Genomic DNA, 23,552 nt, shown 5'->3' with positions numbered 1-23,552 from the left:
CCAGCGGGCTTGCCCCCCGGCGGGCGGCTCGCTACCTCCTTACCTACAATTTTGTCAGGAGAATTGACGCGATGACCAAGCAGGAACTGGTGACCAAGATGCAGGACGCGGGCGCGTTCGTTCCGGGCAAGAAGGTCCGCCTCCACTTCGGTGACGAAGGCGCGATCCTGCTCGACGGTCAGGCCAACCAGGTCACCGAGGACGCCGAAAGCCCGGCCGACACCACCATCAAGGTCAACTGGAACGACTGGCAGGCGATGGCCGCCGGCCAGCTCGACGGCATGACCGCCTTCATGACCGGCAAGCTCAAGGTCGAAGGCGACATGTCCAACGCGATGCAGCTTCAGGGCGTTCTCGCCAAGCTGCGCTGAGCTTTTTCACGTGGGCCTCGGGCGGCGGCAGACGCGTTGTCGCCCGAGGTTCCGGTTTTCCGCCGGAGCAAAGCGGAGAACCCATGCTCAAACTCTATTTCTCGCCCGGCGCCTGCAGCCTCGTCTCCCACACCGCACTCCACGAAGCCGGCGCCGAGCATGAAGCCGAGCGGGTCGATTTCGCCAGCAACCAGCAGCGCTCGGCCGACTATCTCGCGATCAACCCGCACGGCCGCGTCCCCGCCCTCGTCACCGATCAGGGCACGATCACCGAAAACCTCGCCATCCTCGGCTACCTCGCCGATCGTTTCGACGCCCCCGGGTCGATCCCGCGCGGCGACGCTTATGAGACCGCCAAGGCGACCCAGTTGATCGCTTGGCTTAGCGGCACCGTTCACGCCACCGCCTTCGCCGCCCTGTTCCGCCCGGCCCGCTTCACGCCCGACGAAAGCCTCCACCCCGGGATCAAGGAAGGCGCCCATGCCGCCCTGTCGAGCCATTTCGTCGAGCTCGACGACCTGTGCGGTGACGGCTGGCTGACGGGCGGCGACTATACCGCCGCCGATACCTATGCCGCCGTCTTCTACCGCTGGGCCCGCGCCGCCAAATTCGACCTCTCGCTTTATCCGCGCTGGGCCGCATTGGTCGGCCGCGTGGCCGAGCGACCCGCTTTCGAGAAGGCGATCGCGCACGAGGGCCTCGAAATCGAGCAGTTCGCCTGATCGTCGACATACAGGGGAACCGGCGGCAAGTTGAAAACTCTTTCAACTTGCCGCCGGCCGTCCGTCCTGATTATGGAAGCGGCATGGCCAACAAGATCTATCCCGATGCCGCCGCAGCTCTCGACGGGCTGCTTCACGACGGCATGACCATCGCGGCCGGCGGCTTCGGCCTGTGCGGCATTCCCGAGCGACTGATCGACGCGATCGTCGCCAGCGGCGTCAAGGAGCTGACCGTCGCCTCGAACAACGCCGGGATCGACAACGAAGGCCTCGGCAAGCTGCTGCGCACCCGTCAGATCAAGAAGATGATCAGCAGCTACGTTGGCGAGAACAAGGAGTTCGAGCGCCAGTATCTCTCGGGCGAACTCGAAGTCGAATTCTGCCCTCAAGGCACGCTCGCCGAACGGATGCGCGCGGGCGGCGCAGGCATTCCCGGTTTCTACACCAAGACGGGTGTCGGCACGAAGGTCTCCGAAGGCAAGGAAGTGAAGGAGTTCGACGGCGAGGACTATATCCTCGAACGAGGCATCCGCGCCGACCTCGCCATCATCAAGGGCTGGAAGGCCGACGAGAGCGGCAACCTCATCTTCCGCAAGACCGCCCGCAACTTCAACGCCCCCGCCGCGACCAGCGGCAGGATCTGCGTCGCCGAGGTGGAGGAAATCGTGCCGGTCGGCTCGCTCGACCCCGACACCATCCATCTCCCCGGCATCTACGTGAAACGCCTGATCCTGGGCGCCCCCTACGACAAGAAGATCGAATTCCGCACCGTGCGGACGCGCGAAGCGGCATGAGCCTGCTCCTCGCCTTCGCGCTCGCTTCCGGCCAGCCTGCGGCGCTCCCGATGCTCGCCCTCGACGTGAGTAAGCCACTCGGCACCCCAGCCGTCGAAGAGGCCGCGGTCCGCAGCGCGATCGCCGACGTCTACGCGGTCATCTCGGGGCCCGCCGGACAAAAGCGCGACTGGGTCCGGATGCGCAAACTCTTCACCCCGGACGCACGGCTCTACGCCGCCGGACGCAGCAGCCTGTCGGGCGGCTCGCTCGAAGACTATATCGCCAAGGCCGGCCCCAGCCTCGAAAAGGTCGGCTTCACCGAACGCGAGCTGGTCGGCCGGGTGCAGATGTACGGCAATGTCGCCCAGGTCTGGTCGTCCTATCACGGCACCAGCACCGACGGCACCGTCAACGTCCGCGGCATCAACAGCTTTCAGCTGGTCCGCGAATCCGACGGCCGCTGGCTGGTCCACTCGATCCTCTGGCAGGCCGCCGACCCGCAGCTGCCCCTCCCTAAAGACATGGAAGCCCGCTAATGCCCTGGACCCGTGACGACATGGCCGCCCGCGCCGCGAAAGAGCTGCGCGACGGTTTCTACGTGAACCTCGGCATCGGCATCCCGACGCTGGTCGCCAATCACATTCCGGACGGCGTCAACGTCACGCTGCAATCCGAAAACGGCATGCTCGGCATCGGCCCGTTCCCGTATGACGACGAGGTCGACGCCGATCTCATCAATGCCGGCAAGCAGACCATCTCCGAGCTTCCTTCGTCTGTCTATTTCAGCTCGGCCGACAGCTTCGCGATGATCCGCGGCGGGCATATCGACCTGACGGTGCTCGGCGCAATGGAAGTCAGCCAGGATGGGGACATCGCCAACTGGATGATTCCGGGCAAGATGATCAAGGGCATGGGCGGCGCGATGGATCTCGTCGCGGGCGTCAAGAAGATCATCGTGGTGATGGAGCACACCAGCAAGATCGGTGATCCCAAGTTCATTCCCGAATGCACCTTGCCGCTGACCGGCCGCAACGTCGTGGACATGATCATCACCGACCTCGCCGTCTTTCAGCGCGCCGATCATGCGAGCCCGTTCAAGCTGATCGAGGTGGCGCCCGGCGTGACGCCTGAGGAAGTGCGCCAAAAGACCACAGCGCGATACGAAGGCTGAGCGGTTCGCCGTCTCCTGCCCTTGCTATTCCTCGCAGGCTGCGCCCCGGAGGCGCCGCCCGTCACCCTAGACGGCTCCTCGCCGGAACGCTTCGCCGCCACCGCCGCCGCAGCGCGCGAGCAGCTCGGCCCCGCCGACCGCCTCGCCTTCGACCAGGCGCTGGCCTCGGTCGGCAGCCGCCGAATGGCCGCCGACAGGGACAAGCTCGCCCGCACCACCTTCGACGGCATGACCGGCGCCGACATCGCCGAGGATTACCACCGCCGCACGCGCTGAACCCCTCTCCCGTCACCCCGGGCTTGACCCGGGGTCCCGCTACCCTTCATCGCAGGAAGCAGACACAGCGGAACCCCGGCTTAGGTCCGGGGTGACGAAAGGAACCACGATGCGCGCACTGCTTTCGCACCAGCCCGGCGGCCCCGACACGCTTCAGCTCTCCGAGCTCCCCGACCCCACGCCCGGCCCCGGCGAACTGCTGGTTCGCGTCCGCGCCGCCGCGATCAACTTTCCCGACGTCCTCATCATCGAGGACAAATATCAGATGCGCCCGCCCCGCCCCTTCGCGCCGGGCGGCGAGATCGCGGGCGAGGTCATCGGCCTGGGTGACGGCGTCACCGGCTGGTCGGTCGGCGACCGCCTCCTCGCGGTTCCCGGTTTCGGCGGCCTCGTCGAACAGATCGTCATCCCCGCCGCCTCTGCCTTTCGCCTCCCCGAAAGCCGCAGCTTCGCGCAAGGCGCCGCGTTGCTCCTCACCTACGCCACCTCGATCCATGCGCTGTGGGACCGCGGCCAGCTCAAAGCCGGCGAAACCCTGCTGGTGCTCGGCGCCGCCGGCGGTGTCGGCTTGGCCGCCGTCGAACTCGGCAAGGCGCGCGGCGCCCGCGTCATCGCCGCCGTCTCTAGCGAGGAAAAGGCGCAGGCCGCGCGTGATGCCGGCGCCGACGAGGCGATCGTCTATCCGCGCGGTCCGTTCGACAAGGACGCCAGAAAGGCGCTGGCCGAGCAATTCAAGGCCGCGGTCGGCCCCAAGGGCGCAGACGTCATCTACGACCCCGTCGGCGGCGACTATTGCGAGCCCGCGCTGCGCTCCATCGCCTGGGAAGGCCGCTACCTCGTGGTCGGCTTCCCCGCCGGCATCCCGCGCCTGCCGCTGAACCTCACGCTGCTTAAAAGCTGCAACGTCTGCGGCGTGTTCTGGGGCGCCTTCGCCGCGCGCGATCCGAAGGCCAACCAGGCCCATGTCGGAGAGCTGTTCGCGCTATGGGACGCCGGCAAGATCAGCCCCCGCGTCAGCGCGACCTACCCGCTGACACGCGGCGGCGACGCCATCGCCTCGCTCGCCGCGCGGCAGGTGATCGGCAAGGTCGTGGTGGAGATCGACTGAGCCGCACCCCGTCCAAAGGCCAGCTGAAAAGCCGGGTATCCCCGCACCACTTCCGTTGCAGCAATCGGCTATCCCGCCGAAGCAACTGCACCGGAGCCAAAACGATGCGAACACCTGCTTTCTTTGCCGCCCTCGCTGGCCTGACCCTCGCCGCCACTCCGGCGGCCGCCCTCGATCATCACATGACCACGGGCAAGACCGTGGTCGAAGTTGCCACCGGCAACTCGGACTTCTCGACGCTGGTCGCCGCGGTCAAGGCCGCCGATCTTGCCACCACCCTGTCGGGCAAGGGTCCCTTCACCGTCTTCGCGCCGACTAACGCCGCCTTTGCCAAGCTTCCGGCCGGCACCGTCGACACCCTGCTGCAGCCCGCCAACAAGGCGACGCTCACCTCGGTCCTCACTTACCATGTGGTGCCGGGCCGGGTGAACGCGGCGCAGCTGACCAAGCTCATCCGCGACGGCGGCGGCACCGCCACGCTGACCACCGTCCAGGGCGGCCAGCTCAAGGCCTCGCTGATGGGCGATCGCATCATGCTGACCGACGCCAAGGGCGGCATGGCGCATGTCGTCACCGCCAACGTCAACGCCTCTAACGGCGTCATCCACGCCATCGATGCGGTCGTGATGCCGTAAACAGCGGATTGCCGTCATTGCGGGGCCGGTCCTCGCAATGACGGCTTCCCTCTCGCGTCCCCCGCGCCTATCTCCCGATGAAGACCTTCAGTGGGAGCGGACATGACGACCTTCGACGATCGCGAGCGGGCCTTTGAAACCAAGTTCGCGCATGACGAGGAAATGAAGTTCCGGGTCATCGCCCGGCGCAACAAGCTCGTCGGTCACTGGGCCGCGGGCCTGATGAAACTCTCGGCAGTCGAAGCCGAAGCCTACGCCAAGGACGTCGTTCGCGCCGACTTCGAGGAAGCCGGTGACGAGGACGTGATCCGTAAGATCCTCGGCGACCTCACCGCCGCCAATATCGAGATCGACGACGCCGCCATTCGCCAGCAGCTCGCCGACAAGACGGTCGAAGCGCGCCGTCAGCTGATGGAAGCGCAGGGCTGATCGCATCATGCCGATGGCCGCCGACGATATCGAAGCGCTGATCCGCGCCGCGCTCCCTGATGCGCAGGTTCAGATCACCGACCTGCGCGGTGACGGCGACCATTATGCCGCCACCGTCACCAGCGCGGCCTTTGCCGGCCTACCGCGGGTCCGCCAGCACCAACTCGTCTACCGCGCGCTGGGAGGAAGGATGGGCGGCGAACTGCACGCCCTCCAGCTCACCACCGCCGTCCCCCAGGAGTAACCACCCATGAGCACCGCCCACGAGCGCATCGACGCGCTGGTCAAGAGCAACGACGTCGTCCTCTTCATGAAGGGCACCGCACTGTTCCCGCAATGCGGTTTCTCCAGCCGCGCAATCGCCATCCTCGAGCATCTCGGCACCCAGTATGAGACGGTCGATGTCCTTCAGGATCAGGAGATCCGCCAAGGCATCAAGGACTATAGCGACTGGCCGACCATCCCCCAGCTTTATGTGAAGGGCGAATTCGTCGGCGGCTCTGACATCATGATGGAAATGTTCGAAAGCGGCGAGCTCAAGAACCTGGTCGCGGCGGACGCTTGAGCGCGGTTCTATCACGCCCAAACAAGAAGGGGCGGCGAAGCGGGACCAGAAACCGCTTAGCCGCCCCTCTGTTTGGCGTGGAACCAAAGTGGACAGCATCAGTGATGCAGTCACCGTGCCAGATTTTGCTCGGCGACGGTTTTCCGCCATTCTCTGAAGATTCATTCGTGCCGGCGGCTTTCGGACTGTCAAACATTCCGACAGCTCAAAATCGCGCTGGCACTTTGCGTCGGTAAGTGCATTGGCTCGCGTGGTGAACCCGACCATCTCCCCTTCCGGCGCCGAACGCTCGCTGCTGCTGTGCGACCTGACGCAAAGCTGGTCGGCGGTAGGCGGCGGGGTCGGCACCTATCTTCGCGCCAAGCGCGCGCACATCCTCGCCAACACTCCGCACGTCCATCTGATGATTCTCCCCGGCCCGGCCAATTCGGTGGAAATCAGCGACGATCGCCGCGCGATCACCGTGTGGATCAAGAGCCCCAAGGTCCCCTTCAGCCCCAACTATCGCCTGCTCCTGCGCAACGGCGCGGTGCGCAAGGCGCTGGCCCGCTTCATGCCCGACGTGATCGAATGCCAGGACGCCTACAATTTGCCGTGGGCCGCCATCCGCCACCGCCGCGACCATCCCGGCACCGCGTTGGTCGCGGGCTACATGACCGATTTTCCCAATGTCTACGTCGAGCGGCCGGTGTCCAAGTCGCTCGGCGCGACCATCGGCGGGGCGCTCGGCCGGTTCTGCTATGGCTATTGCGGCAAGCTCTACCGCCAGTTCGATTGCGTCTACGCCCTGTCCGAAGCGGGCGGCGGCCGCCTGCTGCGCTCGCTCGGGGTCGAGGACGTCCAGATCCTGCCGCTTGGCGTCGACCTCGCCGACTTCGGCCCCGAGCGCCGCGATCCCGAACTCCGCCGCGAGCTCGGCCTCGAAGGCGACGAGCCGCTGCTGATCTACGTCGGCCGGATGGACATCGAAAAGCGCCCCGACATCATCGTCGAAGCCTTTCGCAAATTGCCCGCAAGCCTCGGCGCCCGCATCGTCCTCTTGGGCCAGGGCCCGCAAAAGGACGATTTCGAGGCCCTCCGCGATCCCCGCATCATCACGCCGGGCTTCGTCACCGATCGCGCCACCCTCGCCCGCTATCTCGCCAGCGCCGATCTCTACGTCTCGGCCATGCCCAACGAGACCTTCGGCGTGTCGGTGATCGAGGCGCAGGCGTCGGGCCTCCCCGTAGTGGGCGTCGATGGCGGCGCGATGCCCGAACGCGTGCTGCCCGGCATGGGCCTGCTCGGCCCTATCGCCGACGTCGATGCGATGGCCGCCAACATCCAGACCGTCCTTGCCGGCGACCACCGGGCGATGGGCGAGCGCGGCCGGGCCTATGTGTCAGGCGAATATAGCTGGCCGCACAGCATGGCAATCCTGTTCGGAACGGTGATCCCCCACGCCCTTGCCCATGCCGCGACGCGCCCGGTCGCGGGAACGGTGCCGGCGGGCTCGCTGGTCGGCGCCTGAAGGCACTTCCAACGCGCGCCTGACTGGGTCATGCTGTCTTTCGCCGGACATGCCCAGCAGGGAAAAAGCCCATGATCGCCACCATGATGCTCGCCGCCATCCAGGCTGCGACTCCCGTTCCCCCCGTCGCCCTGCCTTCCGCAAAGGGTGAGCGCACGATCGTTCGCGAAGTCATCGTCGACCGACCTGCCGATGGATCCGCAAGCAGCGAACGCGTCATTCGGGTCACCGTCGACGAGAGCAAGGCCATCAGGGTGGTGCCATGCGGCGACAAGGGCGACATGTGCGCGGTCGACGATCCTCATGCAAAGGACGAAGTAAAGACCCGCTCCGGGCAAGAACGCCGGGAGATTCGCGTCGTTCGCGGTGCCGGCCCTGCCGACGGCGCAAGCGTCAAATCCTTCTCCTGCGCCAAGGGTGCCAAGGTCGAAAGCGAAACCCTCGACAAGGACGGCAACAAGAACCGCATCATGATCTGTGCAATGGGCGACAGCAACGTCTCCAAGGCCCAGCAACTGCGCGACGCCGCCAAGCGGATTGAAGCCGACACCAACCTCTCGCCGGAGACCCGCACCCGCCTTGCCGTCGCCATCAACGAGGCCATCGCCAAGCTCCCCGTGAACGAGTGAGTTGCCCGCCGGGCACGGCTCTGTCATCGCCGGCTGAGTGACCCACACCCCCGGCATCCTGCAACCGCTCGGGCCCGGCCTCGCCCGCCTGCTCGCGCCCAACCCGTCGCCCTTCACCGGCGAGGGCACGTGGGTGCACCTGATCGGCACCGAGCGGCTCGCCATCCTCGACCCCGGCCCGGCCGATCCCGCGCATCTCGATGCCTTCGTTGCCGCGGTCGGCGGCCGCCCGGTCGACGCCATTCTCGTCACCCACACCCACCGCGATCACAGCCCGGCCGCTGCTCCGCTGGCCGAGCGCCTTGCCGCCCCCGTCTGGGGCTGCGCACCTTTGGTCGTGCCGGGCAATCAGGAAGCGGGCTTCGACACCAGCTACGCCCCCGACCGCATCCTCGCCGACGGCGAGACGGTCGAGGCCGGCGGCGCGACCATCGAGGCCGTCCACACCCCCGGCCACACCTCCAACCACCTGTGTTTCGCGCTCGGGCATCGCCTGTTCAGCGGCGACCACGTCATGGGCTGGTCGACCACGGTGGTCATTCCGCCCGACGGCAACATGGGCGCCTACATGGCAAGCTTGCAGAAGCTTCAGGCCCGCTCCGAAACCCTGTTCCACCCCGCTCATGGCGAGCCGGTCGCGGACCCCCAGCGCCTGATGCGCGGCATCCTCGGCCATCGCCTGCAGCGCGAGCGCCAGCTGCTTCGCCTTGTCGGTGAAGCCCCTGCCACCCTCGCCGACTTGACGCAGCGCGCCTACCCCGCGCTCGACCCGCGCCTGCGCCCCGCCGCCGAAGCCACCGCGCTCGCCCACCTCATCACGCTGGAGGAGCGCGGGGCCGTCACCTGCGTTCAGGGTCTATGGAAGGTTTGAAACGTTACTGGCCGCTGCTGCTCCTCGCGCTGGCGGTGATCGGCGGGGCCGTCTGGTGGAACGCCAGACAAGCCGAAGAACGCCGGGTCGAGGAAGAATTGGCGCAGGCGCAGGGCATCGTCCGCGTTCTTTCCGCCACCTTCTCCAACAAGGCCGCGCTCAAGGTCGGTGAGGTCAAGGGCACGCTCGACGTCACCGTGGTCGATCCCGGCGCGATATCGCTACTGCGGTCCTCGCAAAAGGCGACCCTCCCCTACAGCGTCGGCTACACGCTCGACCTGTCGCAGGTCGGCGCCGACGATTATCGCTGGGACCCGGCATCTCGCGCGCTGACCATCCGCGTGCCACTGGTGACGCCCGAACCGCCCAATGTCGACGAAGCCAATCGCGCCGTGTCGGGCACCAGCGGCATCTTCGTCACCCGCAACGCCTCGACCAACCTTGCCCGCCGCGCCTCGCAGCTCGCCACCGCCAAGGCCGGTGAAGTCGCGGCCGAGCCCGCCAATCTCGCCGCCGCGCAGAAAAACGCCGAAAAGGTCGTCGCCGACCTCGCCCGAGCGCCGCTCGACGCCGCCGGGCTGGGCCCCATCACCGTCCGCGTCGTCACCCCCGCCGCCGGGGTCCGCGACGGCGAACGCTGGGACGTCAGCCGCTCGATCGAGCAGGTGCTGGCGGATCGCCAACGCTGAGCCTATCTGGAGCCATCATGACAGCACCCCTCCGCCCGCCGGTCGGCACCGACCTCCTTGCCGAGATCCAGCGCCTCAAGGAGGAGCGCAACGCCGTCATCCTCGCGCATTATTATCAGAAGCCCGAGCTTCAGGACCTGGCGGACTTCGTCGGCGACAGCCTCGACCTCAGCCGCAAGGCCGCGGCGACCGACGCCGACGTGATCGCCTTTTGCGGCGTGCGCTTCATGGCCGAAACCGCAAAGATCCTCAGCCCTGAAAAGACCGTCATCCTTCCCGACATGGACGCCGGCTGCAGCCTCGAAGACAGCTGTCCGCCCGACCAGTTCGCCGCCTTCCGCGCCGCGCACCCCGACCACATCGCGCTGACCTACATCAACTGCTCGGCCGCGGTGAAGGCGCAGAGCGACATCATCGTCACCAGCAGCAGCGCCGACGCCATCCTCGCCCAGATCCCCAAGGAGCAGAAGATCATCTTCGGCCCCGACCGCCACCTCGGCGGCTATCTCGCGCGCAAAACCGGGCGCGAGATGCTGTTGTGGCCGGGTATCTGCATCGTCCACCAGGCGTTTTCGGAAACCGAGCTACTCAAGCTCAAGGCGCAATATCCGGGCGCCCCCGTCGCCGCGCACCCCGAATGCCCGCCGCACATCATCGATCATAGCGACCATGTCGGCTCGACCCGCTCGATCCTCGACTTCGCCATCGCCTCGCCCGCCGAGGTGATCCTCGTCGCGACCGAGCCGCACATCATTCACCAGATGGAAAAGGCCGCGCCGGACAAGACCTTCATCGGGGTCCCCGGCGGCGACGGCAACTGCAACTGCAACATGTGTCCCTACATGGCATTGAACACGCTGGAGAAGCTCTACATCTCGCTTCGCGATCTCGAACCCCGGATCGAGCTCGAGCCCGAGCTGATGGATAAGGCCCGCGTGCCGCTCGAACGGATGCTCGAAATGGCCGGCCGCACCGTCGGTCAGGGCGATGTCGGTCGTCCGATCGTGCCTTTCCGCAGCGAAGGCGAGCAGGACTAGGCGGCGCTTAGAATCTCCCGCAATCGTTCGGCGCCTGGCGTCCGGCGAACAGCGCGTCGATCCAGCTCAGCGTCGCACCCGCGCTTTGCTTCGCCGTGGTCGCATGATCCTTGCCCGGCAGGTCGATCCACTTCACCCGCACCCGGTTCGCGCACATCCGCCGCGCGAAGGCCCGGGTCACCGCCGGCGCGACCAGCGGATCTTGCGCCGTTTGCGCAAATAGCACCGGCACCCGGCTGACCGGGCTGGTGCTGTTGGCCGCGACATAACTCGCCCACGGCGGCGTCCGGCCCAGATCGACCCGCGCCAGATCCTGCCGCAGCGCGAGGATGCCGAGCAGGGTTCCGAACTTCAGCCCCGAATCGGTGGTCACGCATTTCTGCGCCAGCCGCTGAATGATCCCAGGCGTCCGCGCCCGGCCGATCTTCAGCGGCACTCCATAGTAATGGCTCCAACTGTCGACCGTGAGCGCGGTCAGGAACGCCCGCGCATTGGCATCGCTCGCTTGCCGCATATTGGCGCCGAGATCGGTCGGCGGCGCGCCCGCCGCGACCCCCACCAGCCGCAGCCCCGCACCGTCCACGCCCTGCATCTGCCCGGTCCACAGCGCCGCATGGCCGCCCTGGCTTTCGCCCCACACGGCATAGCTGCTGCCCGCCGCCGCGCCCGGAATGCGCTGCGCCGCGCGTATCGCATCGAGAACCGAGCGCCCGGTCACCGTGCCGACCAGATACGGATGCACGCCGGCGCTCCCCAGTCCCGGATAATCGGGCGCGACCACCACATAGCCCTGTCGCACCGCATCGATCGCCGGAGTCTTTTCGAAGAACTTCGGGCTCAGCGACGGCGCGCATGACGACGCGCTTCCCCACGTGCCGTGGGTCCACGCCAGCACCCGCCGCGGCTGCCGAGGGATGGCTTCGCGCGGGGCGACCACCATGCCGGTCAGTTCGCGCTCGACGCCGCGATCGTCGCGGCTGAGATAGCGGATTGTCCATGCCTGCATGCCGGCGGGCGGGCTCACCACCGGCTGCGCCGCAACCAGATTGCTCCGCTGCGCCGCGGCCGGCGCCGCAATCGCCAATCCGATCATAAGTACAAGGCCACGCATTTCGCGACTCCCGACCGTTCCTCGAAGTCAGCCCACTCCCTTATCTCGGCGAACGCAATCTCTTCCTCAGCCGTAGGCCCGCACGAAAAACACCGCGGTGGTCGCGCCCGTCACCAGCAGGGTCCACCACCGCACCGCCCGCGCCGACAAGCGCTTGCCGAGCAGCGCGCCCAGCCATCCGCCGATCACCGACCCCACCAGCATCGGCACGCACGCCCACCACCACACCATCGCAAAGCCAATGAACACGATCGCCGCCGCCATGTTCGCCACCGCCAGCATCGCCGTCCGGATCGCGAACAATTCGCGCGGCGAGATATTCGCCAGCAGCCCGTAGAGCGCGGTGGTGATCAACCCCACGCCGCCGCCGAAATAGCCGCCATAAACGCCCAGCAGCGCCTGCGAGGCGAGCAGGGTCGGCCGCCCGATCGTCACCCGCTTGTGCAACCAGTCGGCCGCGCCCTTGCCCAGCGCCATCACCACGAAGGCGAACAGCAGCAGCCACGGGATGATGATATCGAATGTCGCCGCCGGCGTGACGACGAGCAGATAGCTTCCGACCAGTCCGAACCCGAACGTCAGCGCGGCCAGCACCAGCACCGAAATGCCGGCCACCGGCCCCAATTCCTTGCGGAACGCCCACGCACTCGTCGCCGCGCCGGGCAGCAGCGCGACATTACTGGTCGCATTGGCGATGTTGGCCGGCAACCCCAGCGCGATCAGCGCCGGCAAGGTCGCGAACGTCCCCCCGCCCGCCAGCGCGTTCATCGCCCCTCCGATCAGCCCCGCGCCGGCCGCGAGCAGGATTCCGGCAATCTCGCTCAAAGGGTCACCTCAGCGCGTCGGGAGGATCAAGACGCCCAGAACAACGCAATGCTTAAGGCTGTCGACGGTCACCCGATCAGCGTTAGCGAAGCGCGGTGCGGCTGGCGAGGTGCCGTGAAACTGGACTCCGGCAACCGTACGGAACACCATCGCTATCGATACCGGCTCTTCGCCTTTCGAAGGAGCGTGTCATGCGCAAGTTCCTGCTGGTGGCGGCATCCGCGCTCGCGGCCACCCTGTCGGCCACCGCATCGGCGCAACGCGTGGTGCCGATCCGCTTCGCCACCGGCGCGTCGGCGGCGACAGAGGCGAGCGCACCATCCTGTTTCGTCAGCTCAATCCGATCTCGAGCGACAGCCAGGCCGGCCTTGCCGCCACCCGGCGAGGCGACGTCAGCATCGTCCGGATCGGCACGGTCGAGGTGTACGAGATTCCCGATCTCTTGATCGAAGGCGGGTAAGCCGACGACATCCACATTGCACAGGGGAGAATGACATGCGGAAAAATGTTGCAAGCCGTCTTTGTGCAGCGGCGTCGTGCCTGGCGCTGCTCGCCTCCCCGGCCTTCGCGCAAAAAGCGAACCAGCTGACCAATCTCAACGGCCTGTCGCCCGATCGCGCCGAAAGCGCGCTCACCGCACGAGGCTTCACCTATGCCGACAGCCAAAGCAACTCGATAAGCTACGCCTATTCCTACTGGTGGCAGGCGAACGGCCGCAACTGCATCAGCGTCGAAGCGCACAACCGGCTCGTCGTCTCGGTCACCGACGCCTCCGCCTCGGACTGTCATCAGAAAGCGGGCAACGGCAATGCGGCGGCAGCCGTCGGAGTGGTGGCGGGCGCCGCGATCCTGGGCGCGCTGCTGAGCCACAAATCGCACCACCACCAGGATGGCAATCATTCCTCCGACGCGGTCGTGGAACAGCAGTACGAACGCGGCTACGCCGACGGCCTGCACAACGCTTCGTACCATAACTACGACCGATCGGAGCAATATTCGTCCGGCTATCAGGCCGGGGTCGACGAGCGAAACGCCAATCTCGCGCATCACAGCGGCCGCGGCGGCTATACCGACTTCGCGCAGATCAATGACCTCAACGGCGCCCGCGCGGCCGGCGGCATGAGCACGCTCGAACAGCGCGGCTTTCGCCAGGTCGACAACTTCACCTCCGCCAACACGCGCTATTCGATCCAGTACCGACCCCAGTCACGCCAATGCATCCAGGTGACGATCTCGGATGGCCGCTTCTACGATGTCCGCGACATCCAGCAGCATCCGAGGTGCCGTTAGCCGGCCCGAAACGGGAGGATAGCCGGGACTGTCGTTGCTAGCAGGCAAAACAACGCGGTCCTGAGCCGCTGGATGTCCACACCGGGTTGAACGCGGACGCGGCTTCCGTGACGGTCGATCGGACAAGCTGGCTTGCGGAGCCTCAGCTAAACAAGAAAATGCGAGCTCGTATTCAGTCCTGCCAACACGCCCGCCGTGCCGAAGCCGGCGATGTCCAGATGCCCGTCGTTGTTGAGGTCAGCAAGGTCACGGTAATAGAGGTTGTCGTTGGTCCAGCCTTGCCGCGACGTGAAATCAACGACGTCGAGGGCTGGAGCGGAAAAAGTCCCGTCGCTACGACCGAGCGCCACGTAGACGCCGGCGGTGCCGAACCCCACGATGTCCGCGCGATTGTCTCCGTTCACATCGCCGACCAATCTCTTGAAGAATGTCTGGCTCGACCAGCCCTGGGCCAGCCCGAAATCGTTCAGCGCGAAGAACATCGGTGCGAACGTGCCATCGCCGTTTGACAGGGAAACCGACACCCCCTCGTCCCCGAACCCGACAATGTCCGCCAATCCATCGCCATTCACATCGCCAAGGGCCCTGGGAAAAAGATCGGCGTCGCGCCACCCCTGATTGAGACCGAAGTCGGCAAGGCCCAGAATAGGATCCTTGAACTGGTTCTGGCCGGTCTCCCCCGTGGCAAGCGCCACCAGCGCTCCGGCATAACCGAAGCCGACGATGTCGGACCGCCCGTCGCCATTCACATCGGCCATCAACCGCGGCGTGTATTGTGGTATGGTCCAGCCCTGCTTGAAGCCGAAGTCGTTGATGGTCCGCGTCGCGGGACCAAACGTACCGTCGCTTTGCCCCAGGAGGACGCTCACGCCGCCGGGCAGGAATTCCACGAGATCGGCCCTCTTGTCTCCGTTCACGTCATTGAGCTTGAAACCAAGCGAATACTCCTCGTCGTAGGAGTTCTGCCTCGGAAAAAACGTACGGCCATAAATAAAGGCAGGTTGGGTAAATTGGCCGCTTGCGGTTCCGTAGGACACCAGCAACCCGTTGAAACTAAGCCCCAGGATGTCAGTGAACCCGTCGCCGTTCACATCGCCGAGCAAGCGGGGAAAAAGGCGCTGGCCATTCCAGCCTTGGCTCACGCCGAAGTTGTTCAGAACAAGATCCGGGAGCTCGAAGTAGGTCGTCGATACCGGGGTCGCGGCGGAAAATGCCCTCGCGCCAACAGTCGACTGGCTCATTACAGATAAAGTCGAGGGCGACCGGAAAGTGGTCGCTTCCGACGCAATCGACTCTAAGGAAGCTCGCGAGGAAAACTGGTCAAGCGCGAGGTACTGATCTTCCGCTTGTCGACTGAACATCGTTACTCTCCTACGCCTGCGGCATTACCGACGCCGCTGGTCGGTGTTAGTATTCAAAGCGATGCTGGCCCATCGCCGCTGACCTCGTCAACGGCTCGCGGGAAATCGTCCTGCAAGGTCAAGCCCTGGTTGGCGAGGAAGTCCGTGATACCAAACGCCTGTTTGCGCAGGTAACTGAAAGTACGCCTCGCAAATCTCGGAAGGGTGGAAGACTGACCCCGGCTGTGGTTTTCCCTTTGTATGGGAATTTTGGGTCACCTTGCCCTTGCGGCGCTCATGCAGTTAGCCATCGTTTGGCTTTGCAGAGATTGGATCGCAGGAGCCTTTGTGGCGAGCGCTTGGGCGATCTCCCGCGAAATTACGCAAGCCGAGTACCGGTGGATCGAGCACTACGGTGGTGGTTTGAGAGCCAATATGCCGTGGTGGGGCGGTTTCGATTTTCGCGTTTGGCAGACAGCTGATCCGTGGCTGGACTGGCTCCTGCCGTCCCTTTTGGCAGCGACCTTGGCTTTCGTTGCTCGAAAGCGATCAAGGGTAAGCTGAGTCTGGCATCAACGTCCGCGATGGGTCGTACGCAGACACCCCCCTTCATTCCAAGCTAACCCGTCCCCGCATCGCCTTCACCGCACCTCTGCCCTTCTTGGTCTCCACCCTTTTCGCCTTGGCCGCGCGGCTGGGTTTGGTTGGGCGGCGTTTGGCGTCGCGCTGGTGGGCCTCGGCGATCAGGTCGCGCAGGCGGCGGCGGGCTTCGTCGCGGTTGGCTTCCTGGCTGCGATGGGTGCGCGCCGTGATGATGAGTTCGCCGCCCTGCGTCAGCTTCGATCCCGCGATCAGCTTGAGCTTTTCATAGGCGTGCAGCGGCAGTCCCAGCGCGAAGACGTTGCATCTCAGCTGGCAGGCGGTCGCGACCTTGTTGACGTTCTGGCCGCCCGGTCCGGTGCTGGCGAGAAACGTCTCGCTCAGCGCTTCGTCCGGCAAGCGAACGTCGTCAGGCTTCATGATCTTCCGTCGTCCCGGCGGCGCCTGTCCCGACCTCAGTCAAGGGGGCCCGAACCTCAGGCGATTGCGGCGCTTCGCTCTCGCCAGTCGTGCCGCCCGGCACCAGGCTCGCCCATTCGCCCCAATGCGCGGGCAGCGGCGCGGTAACGTCGATCGCCGCCTTGTTGCCGCGCGGCACCACCAGCCGCTGCGCATGGAGCAGCATCGGCCCGCCCGGCACGCCGTAAACCCGGTCGCCGACGATCCCCGCGCCCAGCCCTTCGCGTGCGTGAACGCGGATCTGGTGCGTCCGCCCGGTCAGCGGCCGGAATTCGACCAGGGTGCGGTCGTCCCTTTCGGCGATCTTGCGCCAGCGCGTCACCGCGCGCTGCCCCTTGGGATCGCCGACCATCCGCCACCCGGCTTCGGCCGAGCTTTTCTTGGACAACGGCAGGTCGATCTCGCCTCCCTCGCCCTCGACTGTCCCGGCGAGCAGCGCGAGATAGGTCTTCTCGACTTGGCCGCTTTCGAACGCCTGCTGGATCTTGGCCCGCGCCGCCGGGTGCCTCGCGAACAGCAGGCAGCCCGACGTATCCTGGTCGAGCCGGTGCATCGCGGTCGGAAAGCGCTTGAACCCGAACCGCAGTTCGTCGAGCCGCCGCTCCACGCTCTCCCCCCCGCGCTTGGGCGTATCGACCGGGAGGCCGGCGGGCTTGTCCATCACAAAGGCTTCGCCGTCGATGAACAGGATGAACGAGGAAAGAAGCTGCTGCATGGGATGTGCCCTAGAGCTTTCCGGCCCCGCCCGCACCCTTCTTGCAAAGTAGGATTTCGGCTGATCTACCCTGGCCGATGCGCCTGCCTGCAAGCCGTTTCGTTTCCGTCGCCGGTCGTGTCCAGATATTCTCCATTGCGTCTGCGATCATACCCCCGCCACCGGTGACCTTTGTGACCTTGTTCAGGTTCGGCCCCCGCCGGGTTGGCCGGCCTGGCGGCGGGCAACAAAGGATGTCCTGTGGATAAGTGATGCAGTCCGGCCACGCGTCGAACCTAATGACATCGTTTAGGTCATGTTAATCTTTTCAGGCGACACCCCGAATGGTTAACACACGCTTCAGGGCCGTTAAGCCGGCGTAACGCTTTGGCTTGGGCTCTCGAACGGGGGACAAGAGATTATGCGCGTTCTGCTGATCGAGGATGAACCGACCACTGCCAAGGCGATCGAGCTCATGCTCGGCACCGAGGGGTTCAATGTCTACACCACCGACCTTGGGGAAGAAGGCCTCGATCTCGGCAAGCTGTATGATTACGACATCATTTGTCTGGACCTCAACCTTCCCGACATGCACGGCTACGACGTGCTGAAGAAGCTTCGCACCGCCAAGGTCTCGACCCCGGTGCTGATCCTGTCGGGCATCGGCGAGATGGACAGCAAGGTCCGGGCCCTGGGCTTCGGCGCCGACGATTATGTCACCAAGCCCTTCCACCGCGACGAGCTGGTGGCGCGTATCCACGCCATCGTGCGCCGTTCCAAGGGCCACAGCCAAAGCGTCATTCGGACCGGCAAGCTGGCGGTCAATCTCGACGCCAAGACGGTCGAGGTCGACGGTGCCCGCGTGCATCTGACCGGCAAGGAATATGCGATGCTGGAGCTGTTGTCGCTCCGCAAGGGTACCACGCTGACCAAGGAAATGTTCCTTAATCATCTCTATGGCGGGATGGACGAGCCCGAACTCAAGATCATCGACGTCTTCATCTGCAAGCTGCGCAAGAAGCTCAGCCTCGCATGCGGCGGCGACAATTACATCGAAACGGTATGGGGCCGCGGATACGTGCTGCGCGATTCGGCCGAGGCTGAGGTCGAGGTGCCGGAAGCGGCGGTCGCCTGACGCGACCTTGGGCTCAGGCGGCCTGCAAGGTCCGCCTGTGCGCCCGGCGCATCGCTGTTCCGATCGCGCCGAACCCGATCAGCATCAGCGCCCACGTCGCGGGCTCGGGCACCGGAGCGATCGCATTGACCGCGAAGGTCCGAGCCGACGCATTGATGTAGCTGCTCCCGACCGTGATCGTGCGCACGCCCGGGTTCTCGTAAGAATAATACAGGTCGCGGCCCGTCAGCACGCCGTTGGTGTTGTTGATGATGCCCGAATAAAACCCGATCCCGCTCAGCGCGCCATGGGTGAAGGCGTTATCGCCTTCCCTCAGGTCGAAGGGGAGCAGCGACTGGTTGAAGTTGGTTGCGTAGGACTGGCTCAGCGTCGGGCTCGGCGCACTGCACGGCCCCAGGCCGCATACGAGCGTCGTCTGGGTGCCGACCGCGGTGCCGCTGATGTTGAGCTGGACCACTGCTGCATTGCCGGAACCCGCAAGGCCCAAAAGGCCGGCCGCCGCCATGATCGCTACAGACTTACGCATCCCGATTCCCCCAGATTCTTAACCCAGTTTGCTTCATTTCGGCACTTATGACCAGTGGCAGTCACGCCACAGGCCCTCAGACCTTCCGCAAACCCGTTCCCCGCATGCCGGATGCAGGGGGCATTTCACCTGGCTCGAACCGCTTCCAACCGTCGCGTCCAAGCCGCTCCATCGGCCGGAACTTAGCTTTGTAGGCCATCCGCTCCGACCCCTCGACCCAATAGCCGAGGTACACATAGGGCAGACCTGCACGCGCCGCCCGTTGGATATGGTCTAGGATGATAAAGGTGCCCAAACCCTTACGATCGGCCAGACTGGGATCGAAGAAGCTGTAAATCATGCTCAGCCCGTCGCTCTGCTGATCGCTGAGGCAGGCGCCGACGAGCTTGCCCGGACGGCCATCGACCGACGGCTCGCGATATTCGACGACATAGGTGCGGACCGGGGTCTGCTCGACCATGTCGGCAAAGTCGTTGTCGTCCATCTCGGCCATTCCGCCGCCGGGATGACGCACGGCAAGATAGCGGCGGAGGAGATCGAACTGTTCCTCGGTGGTCCACGGCTTGCACGCCGTGACTTCGAGATCGGCGTGGCGCTTCATCAGCTTGCGCTGGGTGGCGGTCGGCGCGAACTCACTTGCCGCGACACGGACCGACACGCAGGCCTGGCAGTCGATGCAGCTCGGCCGATAAGCGACCGATTGCGAGCGGCGGAACCCGATTCGGCCCAGCGCCTCGTTCAACTCACCGGCATGATGCCCCGATAATTCCGTGAACACCTTCCGCTCGATCTTGCCCGGAAGATACGGACAAGGCGCCGGCGAGGTGACGAAGAATTTCGGAAAGCGGAACGGAGCGGTCAAGCGGGGCCTGCAAGATCTGAATGGTTACCGAAGTGTTTATGCGCCCCACCAACGCCCCTGCAAAGACCCCGCTCCGTCCAGAAAATGGTTAAGCCCAAAGACTGTACCGCTTCGGGTCAGGCCTAAAGCTTCCCGGTCCGCATCGGCGCCATCACGGTGGCTGCAAATCGGTCCATTTCCTCGGCCTGCGGGCTCATCTGAAGCAGCAGCAGATCAAGGCCCACGGCTTCATAAGCGCGAATCCGATCGGCGATCTGCTCGGACGTCCCGACGAGGTTCGGGCGCAGGCCGCGATTGGAAACGCTATACTCCTGCAGCTTCAGCGTCCGCTCGAGCTCCGTGCCCGAGAGCCACTGGTCGAAATTGGCGAAGCCGGGCGGCGGTGTGGCTGGCATGGCGGTGATCCGTTCGAGCTCGCGCTGCGCCTCGGCTTCGCTGTCGCGAACGATCGCATAAGCGGCCATGCCGAATGGCATCGGCGCACCGTCCGCCTCGCCGCGCCGGCGCTTCATGTCGCCAATCTTGGCCGCGATCGCCTCGACCGGATCGCCATGCATCACGTAGGCATCGCACTGCCGCGCGATCAGCGACTTGGCAGCGTCGCTCTCGCCGCCGGCATAGACGATCGGTCGCCGCACCGGCTTGGGCGAGACGATGGCGTCCTTGAGCCGGTAGCGCTCGCCCTCGTGGCTGAACCTTTCCTCGCGCCACAAGCCGTCGACCACGGTCAGCCACTCGGCCGTGCGGGCATAGCGATCGTCATGCTGGTCGAAGGCGAGGCCATATTGCTCGGCTTCCTCCTTCCACCAGCTCGACACGACATTGAGCGCGAGCCGCCCGCCGCTGATCCGATCGATGTTCGCCGCCTGCTTGGCCAGCAGCGCCGGATGATGGAAGTTGGGCCGCACCGCGACCATCAGCTCGATGCTCGATGTCACGGCGGCAAGCGCGGCGGCGGTGCTCCAGGCGTCGAGCGCGGGCTGCTCGACCCCCTTGATGTCGTTGAGGAACAGCTCTGCGATCAGGGTCAGGTCCCAACCAGTCTCTTCCGAGCGCAGGGTCAGATCGCGTACCGCCTCCCAGTTTGCCGGCGGCCCTTCATCGGGATCGTTGCGAAGCCACCCGCCGAACACGGGCATCCAATATCCGAACCTCATGCCCGTGCCTCCACAATTCGTTGCTTGAGCCAGTCCACCAGCCGGTCGTGCGGATCGTAGCCGAGCACCTCGACCGGCCGCGCGACAAAGTTGGACAGCGCGTTGATGTCGTAGAATTTGGCCGACCCGTCGCGGTCGTCGATCATGACCTCGATCCCGCCGACATCCATCTCCATCGCCTGCGCGACGCGCTCGGCGGCGGCGGCGATCGCGGCGGGGGGATCGAACGCGCGCATGGCGATCGGCCCGCGCTCGTCGCCGCAGGCATCCGCCGGACACAAATCGAACTGCCCCGCGCCGGCGATTTCCAGCGCGTACAGAAATCTGCCGCCGAGGGTTTCGAGCCGCCAGATCATGCCGTCACGCGCCGGCACCGCTTCCTGCACCAGCAGCACCTGATCGACCGATCGCGGATGGTCGCCCGCAGCCACCACGGCGGCAAGCTCCGCCGCGCTGTCGAAGCGCATAATCCCGGCACCGGAACCGCCGATGTTCGCCTTTACCAGAAGCGGAAAGCCGATCGCCTCGGCCGCCGTGGCGAGGTCGGCGGCACGATGGACGACGCGGGTGCGCGGGGCATGGAGGTCGAGGCGGTGCAGCAGCGACAATTGCCGCGCCTTGCTGCTGTCGATCGCCATAACCTCAGGGCCATTCAACACTGTCACGCCCCGCCCGCGCCAGTGGTCGAGCAACGCCATGGTGTAGAACAAGGGATGCTCGGGCTCGCGCAGGAAGCTCGACATGGCGACACGGTTGAAGATGACCGGCGCAGGCGGCGGCGAGGATGCTGGGTCGAAGCTGTGATCGCCAACCTTGATAGCAGCGTAATCGATGCCGCCACGGTCCACGGCCGCAAACAGCGGCTCGAACCAGGCGGGATGTTCAAACAGGATGGCAAGCTCGGGCATTCGCTTCCTTCGGGTGAAGTGCGTGGGCCCGAGCACGTGGGCAAGCGGGAGTTAGGGCGGGCTCACTCCTCCCGCAACCCCCGCCACGCAAGCAGCAGCCAGCCAGCCATCATTGCTGCCCCGCCAAGTGGCGTGATCGCCCCGAGCCACCTTGGCGCACCGAGCGCCATGGCGAACAAGGTTGCGGCGAACAGCGCGGCACCTCCTGCCATCAGCCAAGCGGGCAAGGCGAGGCGAGGACGACGGGACAGACCAAGCGCGACCACGGCCACGGCGTGCGGCAGGAGATAGGTCACCGCCGTTTGCCACCAGCCCATCGCCTCGGCGTCGAGTCGGCCTTGCAGCGCATGAGCGCCGAACGCGCCGAAGCCAACCGCCACCGCTACGAAGCAGGCGCCCACCGCGACCAAGCGCCCCTGCCCGCTCACGCCTGATGAATGGCCTTGGTCACCTGATAGCTGGCGAGGCCTTCCGCGCCGCCCTCGCTGCCGGATCCGCTTTCCTTGACCCCACCGAACGGCGCGTCGGCGACCGAAATGGCGAAGGTGTTGATGCCGACCATCCCGCTTTCCAGCGCGTCGCCAAGCCGATTGGCGCGGCGGCCGTTTTCGGTGAAGACGAACGAGGCGAGGCCGTAGGGCAGGCGATTGGCCTGATGCAGCGCTTCGTCCTCGGTCGCGAACGACCGCATCAGCGCGACCGGGCCGAACGGTTCGACGTTCATGGCGTCGGCCTCGTCCGGCACATCCGCCAGCACGGTCGGTTGAAAGAAGAAGCCGCCGTCACCTGGCTCACCACCCGCCAGCAACCGCGCGCCCTTGGCCTTGGCATCCTCGACGAGGCCCGCGATCGCCGGCAACCGCCGCTGGTTGGCGAGCGGCCCCATCCTGGTGTCGGCGTCAAGGCCGTTGCCGATCTTCACTTGCTGCGTGCGCGCCGCGAAGCCCTTGGCGAAGGCGTCGTAGATGCCTTCCTGGACGAAGAAGCGGGTCGGCGAAACGCACACCTGGCCTGCATTCCTGAATTTCTGCGGGACCAGCATGTCGAGTGTCTTGTCGAGATCGCAATCGTCGAACACCAGCACCGGCGCGTGGCCGCCCAGCTCCATCGTGATCCGCTTCATGCCATCGGCGGCGAGCTTCATAAGATGCTTGCCAACCCCGGTCGATCCGGTGAAGCTGATCTTGCGGATGACCGGGCTGCCGATCAGCTGACGCGACACGGCGTCGGGCACGCCGTGGACCAGCTGGAACACGCCCTTGGGAATACCGGCATCGTCGAGCGCCTTGGCCAGCGCACCGGTGCAGCCGGGCGTTTCCTCAGGCGGTTTGGAAATGACCGTGCAGCCCGCCGCCAGCGCCGCGGCGACCTTTTTGGCGAGCAGATAGATCGGAAAATTCCACGGGGTGAAGGTGGCGGTCGGGCCGACTGGCTGCGGAATGACGATCGAGCGCTGGCCGGTGGGGCGAACGAGGACGCGGCCGCCCGCGCGCTTCGCTTCTTCGGCGAAATAATCGAACATGCCGGCGGAGCCCATCACCTCGCCGATCGCTTCGGCCAGCGGCTTGCCCTGCTCCTGGGTCAGCAAGCGGCCGATTTCCTCGGCGCGCTCGCGCAGGAGGCTGGCGGCTTTGCGCAGGATCGCACCGCGCTTTTCGACATCGAGGGCGCGCCATGCGGGCCACGCCCGCTCGGCCGCCGCCAACGCTTCGTCGAGGTTGGCGGTGCTGGCGAGGCGCAGTTCGGCGATCGTGTCGCCGCTCGCCGGATTGATCACGGGCGACGCGTCGCCCTCGCCCTGGCGCCACGCGCCGTCGATGAAGAGCTTCAGCTCGGTCTCATATCCCATGCCGCCG

General features: G+C 65.7%; 30 protein-coding genes. 18 read left to right on the top strand and 12 right to left on the bottom strand.

Going from position 1 to position 23,552, the window contains the following annotated elements; genetic code table 11:
- The first annotated feature begins 71 nt into the window (after positions 1-71).
- The 16 genes from V6R86_RS06075 (at position 72) to nadA (ending at position 10,789) form a co-directional block, all read left to right on the top strand.
- A complete protein-coding gene (locus tag V6R86_RS06075; protein ID WP_338502892.1) occupies positions 72-371 on the top strand; it encodes an SCP2 sterol-binding domain-containing protein in 300 nt (99 codons plus the stop codon).
- An 83-nt stretch (positions 372-454) separates the two neighbouring features.
- Positions 455-1,093 carry a glutathione S-transferase family protein gene (locus V6R86_RS06070; protein WP_338502889.1) on the top strand — a complete coding sequence of 213 codons (639 nt, stop codon included), beginning with the start codon at positions 455-457 and terminating at the stop codon, positions 1,091-1,093.
- Positions 1,094-1,176: 83 nt separating this feature from the next.
- Positions 1,177-1,887, top strand: coding sequence for a CoA transferase subunit A (locus tag V6R86_RS06065; protein WP_338502887.1), 711 nt, complete (start codon positions 1,177-1,179; stop codon positions 1,885-1,887).
- The gene (locus V6R86_RS06060; protein ID WP_338502886.1) at positions 1,884-2,405 is read left to right on the top strand and encodes a nuclear transport factor 2 family protein; all 522 of its coding nucleotides are present in this window, start codon (positions 1,884-1,886) and stop codon (positions 2,403-2,405) included. Before V6R86_RS06065 ends, V6R86_RS06060 begins: the two co-directional genes overlap by 4 nt.
- Positions 2,405-3,040 (top strand): CoA transferase subunit B, encoded by a 636-nt coding sequence (locus V6R86_RS06055; protein WP_338502885.1) that lies wholly within the window; start codon positions 2,405-2,407, stop codon positions 3,038-3,040. Before V6R86_RS06060 ends, V6R86_RS06055 begins: the two co-directional genes overlap by 1 nt.
- 21 nt (positions 3,041-3,061) lie before the next feature.
- Positions 3,062-3,316 (top strand): hypothetical protein, encoded by a 255-nt coding sequence (locus V6R86_RS06050; RefSeq protein WP_338502884.1) that lies wholly within the window; start codon positions 3,062-3,064, stop codon positions 3,314-3,316.
- Positions 3,317-3,425: 109 nt separating this feature from the next.
- Positions 3,426-4,424, top strand: coding sequence for an NADPH:quinone oxidoreductase family protein (locus V6R86_RS06045; RefSeq protein WP_338502883.1), 999 nt, complete (start codon positions 3,426-3,428; stop codon positions 4,422-4,424).
- A 104-nt stretch (positions 4,425-4,528) separates the two neighbouring features.
- Complete coding sequence (locus V6R86_RS06040; protein ID WP_425335945.1) at positions 4,529-5,059, top strand: fasciclin domain-containing protein; 531 nt, start codon at positions 4,529-4,531, stop codon at positions 5,057-5,059.
- Between the two features lie 102 nt (positions 5,060-5,161).
- The gene (locus tag V6R86_RS06035) at positions 5,162-5,488 is read left to right on the top strand and encodes a DUF1476 domain-containing protein (RefSeq protein ID WP_338502881.1); all 327 of its coding nucleotides are present in this window, start codon (positions 5,162-5,164) and stop codon (positions 5,486-5,488) included.
- A 7-nt stretch (positions 5,489-5,495) separates the two neighbouring features.
- Positions 5,496-5,732, top strand: a complete 237-nt coding sequence (locus V6R86_RS06030; protein ID WP_338502880.1) for a BolA family transcriptional regulator — start codon at positions 5,496-5,498, stop codon at positions 5,730-5,732.
- Between the two features lie 6 nt (positions 5,733-5,738).
- Entirely contained in the window at positions 5,739-6,053 is a 315-nt protein-coding gene (gene grxD / locus V6R86_RS06025) for a Grx4 family monothiol glutaredoxin (protein ID WP_338502879.1), read from the top strand.
- Between the two features lie 253 nt (positions 6,054-6,306).
- Positions 6,307-7,563, top strand: a complete 1,257-nt coding sequence (locus V6R86_RS06020; protein WP_338502878.1) for a glycosyltransferase — start codon at positions 6,307-6,309, stop codon at positions 7,561-7,563.
- Between the two features lie 71 nt (positions 7,564-7,634).
- Entirely contained in the window at positions 7,635-8,192 is a 558-nt protein-coding gene (locus V6R86_RS06015; protein ID WP_338502877.1) for a hypothetical protein, read from the top strand.
- A 37-nt stretch (positions 8,193-8,229) separates the two neighbouring features.
- Complete coding sequence (locus tag V6R86_RS06010) at positions 8,230-9,063, top strand: MBL fold metallo-hydrolase (RefSeq protein ID WP_338502875.1); 834 nt, start codon at positions 8,230-8,232, stop codon at positions 9,061-9,063.
- Complete coding sequence (locus V6R86_RS06005; protein ID WP_338502874.1) at positions 9,060-9,752, top strand: hypothetical protein; 693 nt, start codon at positions 9,060-9,062, stop codon at positions 9,750-9,752. The genes V6R86_RS06010 and V6R86_RS06005 overlap by 4 nt, the downstream gene beginning before the upstream one ends.
- 17 nt (positions 9,753-9,769) lie before the next feature.
- Positions 9,770-10,789, top strand: a complete 1,020-nt coding sequence (gene nadA / locus V6R86_RS06000; RefSeq protein ID WP_338502873.1) for a quinolinate synthase NadA — start codon at positions 9,770-9,772, stop codon at positions 10,787-10,789.
- 7 nt (positions 10,790-10,796) lie between these two features.
- Here nadA and V6R86_RS05995 read toward each other — a convergent pair whose 3' ends face one another.
- The 3 genes from V6R86_RS05995 to V6R86_RS05985 form a co-directional block, all read right to left on the bottom strand.
- A complete protein-coding gene (locus V6R86_RS05995) occupies positions 10,797-11,900 on the bottom strand; it encodes a lipase family protein (RefSeq protein ID WP_338502871.1) in 1,104 nt (367 codons plus the stop codon).
- 66 nt (positions 11,901-11,966) lie between these two features.
- The gene (locus tag V6R86_RS05990; protein ID WP_338502870.1) at positions 11,967-12,725 is read right to left on the bottom strand and encodes a sulfite exporter TauE/SafE family protein; all 759 of its coding nucleotides are present in this window, start codon (positions 12,723-12,725) and stop codon (positions 11,967-11,969) included.
- A gap of 82 nt (positions 12,726-12,807) precedes the next feature.
- Entirely contained in the window at positions 12,808-13,239 is a 432-nt protein-coding gene (locus tag V6R86_RS05985; protein WP_338502868.1) for a hypothetical protein, read from the bottom strand.
- Here V6R86_RS05985 and V6R86_RS05980 point away from each other — a divergent pair.
- A complete protein-coding gene (locus V6R86_RS05980) occupies positions 13,221-14,015 on the top strand; it encodes a hypothetical protein (protein ID WP_338502867.1) in 795 nt (264 codons plus the stop codon). The two genes, V6R86_RS05985 and V6R86_RS05980, sit on opposite strands and share 19 nt — an antisense overlap.
- Positions 14,016-14,161: 146 nt before the next feature.
- Here the strand turns inward: V6R86_RS05980 and V6R86_RS05975 are convergent, their stop codons facing one another.
- From V6R86_RS05975 to V6R86_RS05965, 3 genes are all read right to left on the bottom strand, one after another.
- The gene (locus tag V6R86_RS05975) at positions 14,162-15,376 is read right to left on the bottom strand and encodes a VCBS repeat-containing protein (protein WP_338502866.1); all 1,215 of its coding nucleotides are present in this window, start codon (positions 15,374-15,376) and stop codon (positions 14,162-14,164) included.
- 588 nt (positions 15,377-15,964) lie between these two features.
- Positions 15,965-16,375, bottom strand: a complete 411-nt coding sequence (gene arfB / locus V6R86_RS05970) for an alternative ribosome rescue aminoacyl-tRNA hydrolase ArfB (RefSeq protein WP_338502865.1) — start codon at positions 16,373-16,375, stop codon at positions 15,965-15,967.
- Positions 16,365-17,129, bottom strand: coding sequence for an RNA pseudouridine synthase (locus tag V6R86_RS05965; protein ID WP_338502864.1), 765 nt, complete (start codon positions 17,127-17,129; stop codon positions 16,365-16,367). Before V6R86_RS05965 ends, arfB begins: the two co-directional genes overlap by 11 nt.
- A gap of 400 nt (positions 17,130-17,529) precedes the next feature.
- Between V6R86_RS05965 and ctrA the strand changes: the two genes are divergently transcribed.
- On the top strand, positions 17,530-18,243 hold the full coding sequence (ctrA, locus tag V6R86_RS05960) for a response regulator transcription factor CtrA (protein WP_338502863.1): 714 nt from the start codon (positions 17,530-17,532) through the stop codon (positions 18,241-18,243).
- A gap of 13 nt (positions 18,244-18,256) precedes the next feature.
- On the opposite strand, the gene V6R86_RS05955 is transcribed toward ctrA, so the two are convergent.
- From V6R86_RS05955 to V6R86_RS05930, 6 genes are all read right to left on the bottom strand, one after another.
- The gene (locus V6R86_RS05955; protein ID WP_338502862.1) at positions 18,257-18,769 is read right to left on the bottom strand and encodes a PEPxxWA-CTERM sorting domain-containing protein; all 513 of its coding nucleotides are present in this window, start codon (positions 18,767-18,769) and stop codon (positions 18,257-18,259) included.
- Between the two features lie 76 nt (positions 18,770-18,845).
- A complete protein-coding gene (locus V6R86_RS05950) occupies positions 18,846-19,631 on the bottom strand; it encodes an arginyltransferase (RefSeq protein WP_338502861.1) in 786 nt (261 codons plus the stop codon).
- A 122-nt stretch (positions 19,632-19,753) separates the two neighbouring features.
- Complete coding sequence (locus V6R86_RS05945) at positions 19,754-20,788, bottom strand: LLM class flavin-dependent oxidoreductase (protein ID WP_338502860.1); 1,035 nt, start codon at positions 20,786-20,788, stop codon at positions 19,754-19,756.
- Positions 20,785-21,696: an alpha-L-glutamate ligase gene (locus tag V6R86_RS05940; RefSeq protein WP_338502859.1), complete on the bottom strand. Its 912-nt coding sequence runs from the start codon at positions 21,694-21,696 to the stop codon at positions 20,785-20,787. The genes V6R86_RS05945 and V6R86_RS05940 overlap by 4 nt, the downstream gene beginning before the upstream one ends.
- Before the next feature lie 62 nt (positions 21,697-21,758).
- Positions 21,759-22,124, bottom strand: a complete 366-nt coding sequence (locus tag V6R86_RS05935) for a DUF423 domain-containing protein (RefSeq protein WP_338502858.1) — start codon at positions 22,122-22,124, stop codon at positions 21,759-21,761.
- Complete coding sequence (locus V6R86_RS05930) at positions 22,121-23,545, bottom strand: NAD-dependent succinate-semialdehyde dehydrogenase (protein WP_338502857.1); 1,425 nt, start codon at positions 23,543-23,545, stop codon at positions 22,121-22,123. The genes V6R86_RS05935 and V6R86_RS05930 overlap by 4 nt, the downstream gene beginning before the upstream one ends.
- Between the last annotated feature and the right edge of the window lie 7 nt (positions 23,546-23,552).

It is taken from the genome of Sphingomonas kaistensis (genome assembly GCF_036884275.1).
Taxonomy (GTDB): domain Bacteria; phylum Pseudomonadota; class Alphaproteobacteria; order Sphingomonadales; family Sphingomonadaceae; genus Sphingomicrobium; species Sphingomicrobium kaistense_A.
Note: the sequence above shows the minus strand (reverse complement) of the source record. Positions and strands in the feature narration are given on the sequence as shown.

Excerpts from the sequence above, each read along its gene's own strand:
- V6R86_RS06040 (WP_425335945.1), top strand. The coding sequence starts at position 4,529 with ATGCGAACACCTGCTTTCTTTGCCGCCCTCGCTGGCCTGACCCTCGCC.
- grxD (WP_338502879.1), top strand. The coding sequence starts at position 5,739 with ATGAGCACCGCCCACGAGCGCATCGACGCGCTGGTCAAGAGCAACGAC.
- V6R86_RS06035 (WP_338502881.1), top strand. The coding sequence starts at position 5,162 with ATGACGACCTTCGACGATCGCGAGCGGGCCTTTGAAACCAAGTTCGCG.
- V6R86_RS05995 (WP_338502871.1), bottom strand. The coding sequence starts at position 11,900 with ATGCGTGGCCTTGTACTTATGATCGGATTGGCGATTGCGGCGCCGGCC.
- V6R86_RS05930 (WP_338502857.1), bottom strand. The coding sequence starts at position 23,545 with ATGGGATATGAGACCGAGCTGAAGCTCTTCATCGACGGCGCGTGGCGC.
- V6R86_RS06075 (WP_338502892.1), top strand. The coding sequence starts at position 72 with ATGACCAAGCAGGAACTGGTGACCAAGATGCAGGACGCGGGCGCGTTC.
- nadA (WP_338502873.1), top strand. The coding sequence starts at position 9,770 with ATGACAGCACCCCTCCGCCCGCCGGTCGGCACCGACCTCCTTGCCGAG.
- V6R86_RS05965 (WP_338502864.1), bottom strand. The coding sequence starts at position 17,129 with ATGCAGCAGCTTCTTTCCTCGTTCATCCTGTTCATCGACGGCGAAGCC.
- V6R86_RS05975 (WP_338502866.1), bottom strand. The coding sequence starts at position 15,376 with ATGTTCAGTCGACAAGCGGAAGATCAGTACCTCGCGCTTGACCAGTTT.
- V6R86_RS06015 (WP_338502877.1), top strand. The coding sequence starts at position 7,635 with ATGATCGCCACCATGATGCTCGCCGCCATCCAGGCTGCGACTCCCGTT.
- V6R86_RS06030 (WP_338502880.1), top strand. The coding sequence starts at position 5,496 with ATGCCGATGGCCGCCGACGATATCGAAGCGCTGATCCGCGCCGCGCTC.
- V6R86_RS06065 (WP_338502887.1), top strand. The coding sequence starts at position 1,177 with ATGGCCAACAAGATCTATCCCGATGCCGCCGCAGCTCTCGACGGGCTG.
- V6R86_RS05945 (WP_338502860.1), bottom strand. The coding sequence starts at position 20,788 with ATGAGGTTCGGATATTGGATGCCCGTGTTCGGCGGGTGGCTTCGCAAC.
- V6R86_RS06045 (WP_338502883.1), top strand. The coding sequence starts at position 3,426 with ATGCGCGCACTGCTTTCGCACCAGCCCGGCGGCCCCGACACGCTTCAG.
- V6R86_RS06070 (WP_338502889.1), top strand. The coding sequence starts at position 455 with ATGCTCAAACTCTATTTCTCGCCCGGCGCCTGCAGCCTCGTCTCCCAC.
- V6R86_RS05955 (WP_338502862.1), bottom strand. The coding sequence starts at position 18,769 with ATGCGTAAGTCTGTAGCGATCATGGCGGCGGCCGGCCTTTTGGGCCTT.
- ctrA (WP_338502863.1), top strand. The coding sequence starts at position 17,530 with ATGCGCGTTCTGCTGATCGAGGATGAACCGACCACTGCCAAGGCGATC.
- V6R86_RS05940 (WP_338502859.1), bottom strand. The coding sequence starts at position 21,696 with ATGCCCGAGCTTGCCATCCTGTTTGAACATCCCGCCTGGTTCGAGCCG.
- arfB (WP_338502865.1), bottom strand. The coding sequence starts at position 16,375 with ATGAAGCCTGACGACGTTCGCTTGCCGGACGAAGCGCTGAGCGAGACG.
- V6R86_RS06055 (WP_338502885.1), top strand. The coding sequence starts at position 2,405 with ATGCCCTGGACCCGTGACGACATGGCCGCCCGCGCCGCGAAAGAGCTG.
- V6R86_RS06060 (WP_338502886.1), top strand. The coding sequence starts at position 1,884 with ATGAGCCTGCTCCTCGCCTTCGCGCTCGCTTCCGGCCAGCCTGCGGCG.
- V6R86_RS05980 (WP_338502867.1), top strand. The coding sequence starts at position 13,221 with ATGCGGAAAAATGTTGCAAGCCGTCTTTGTGCAGCGGCGTCGTGCCTG.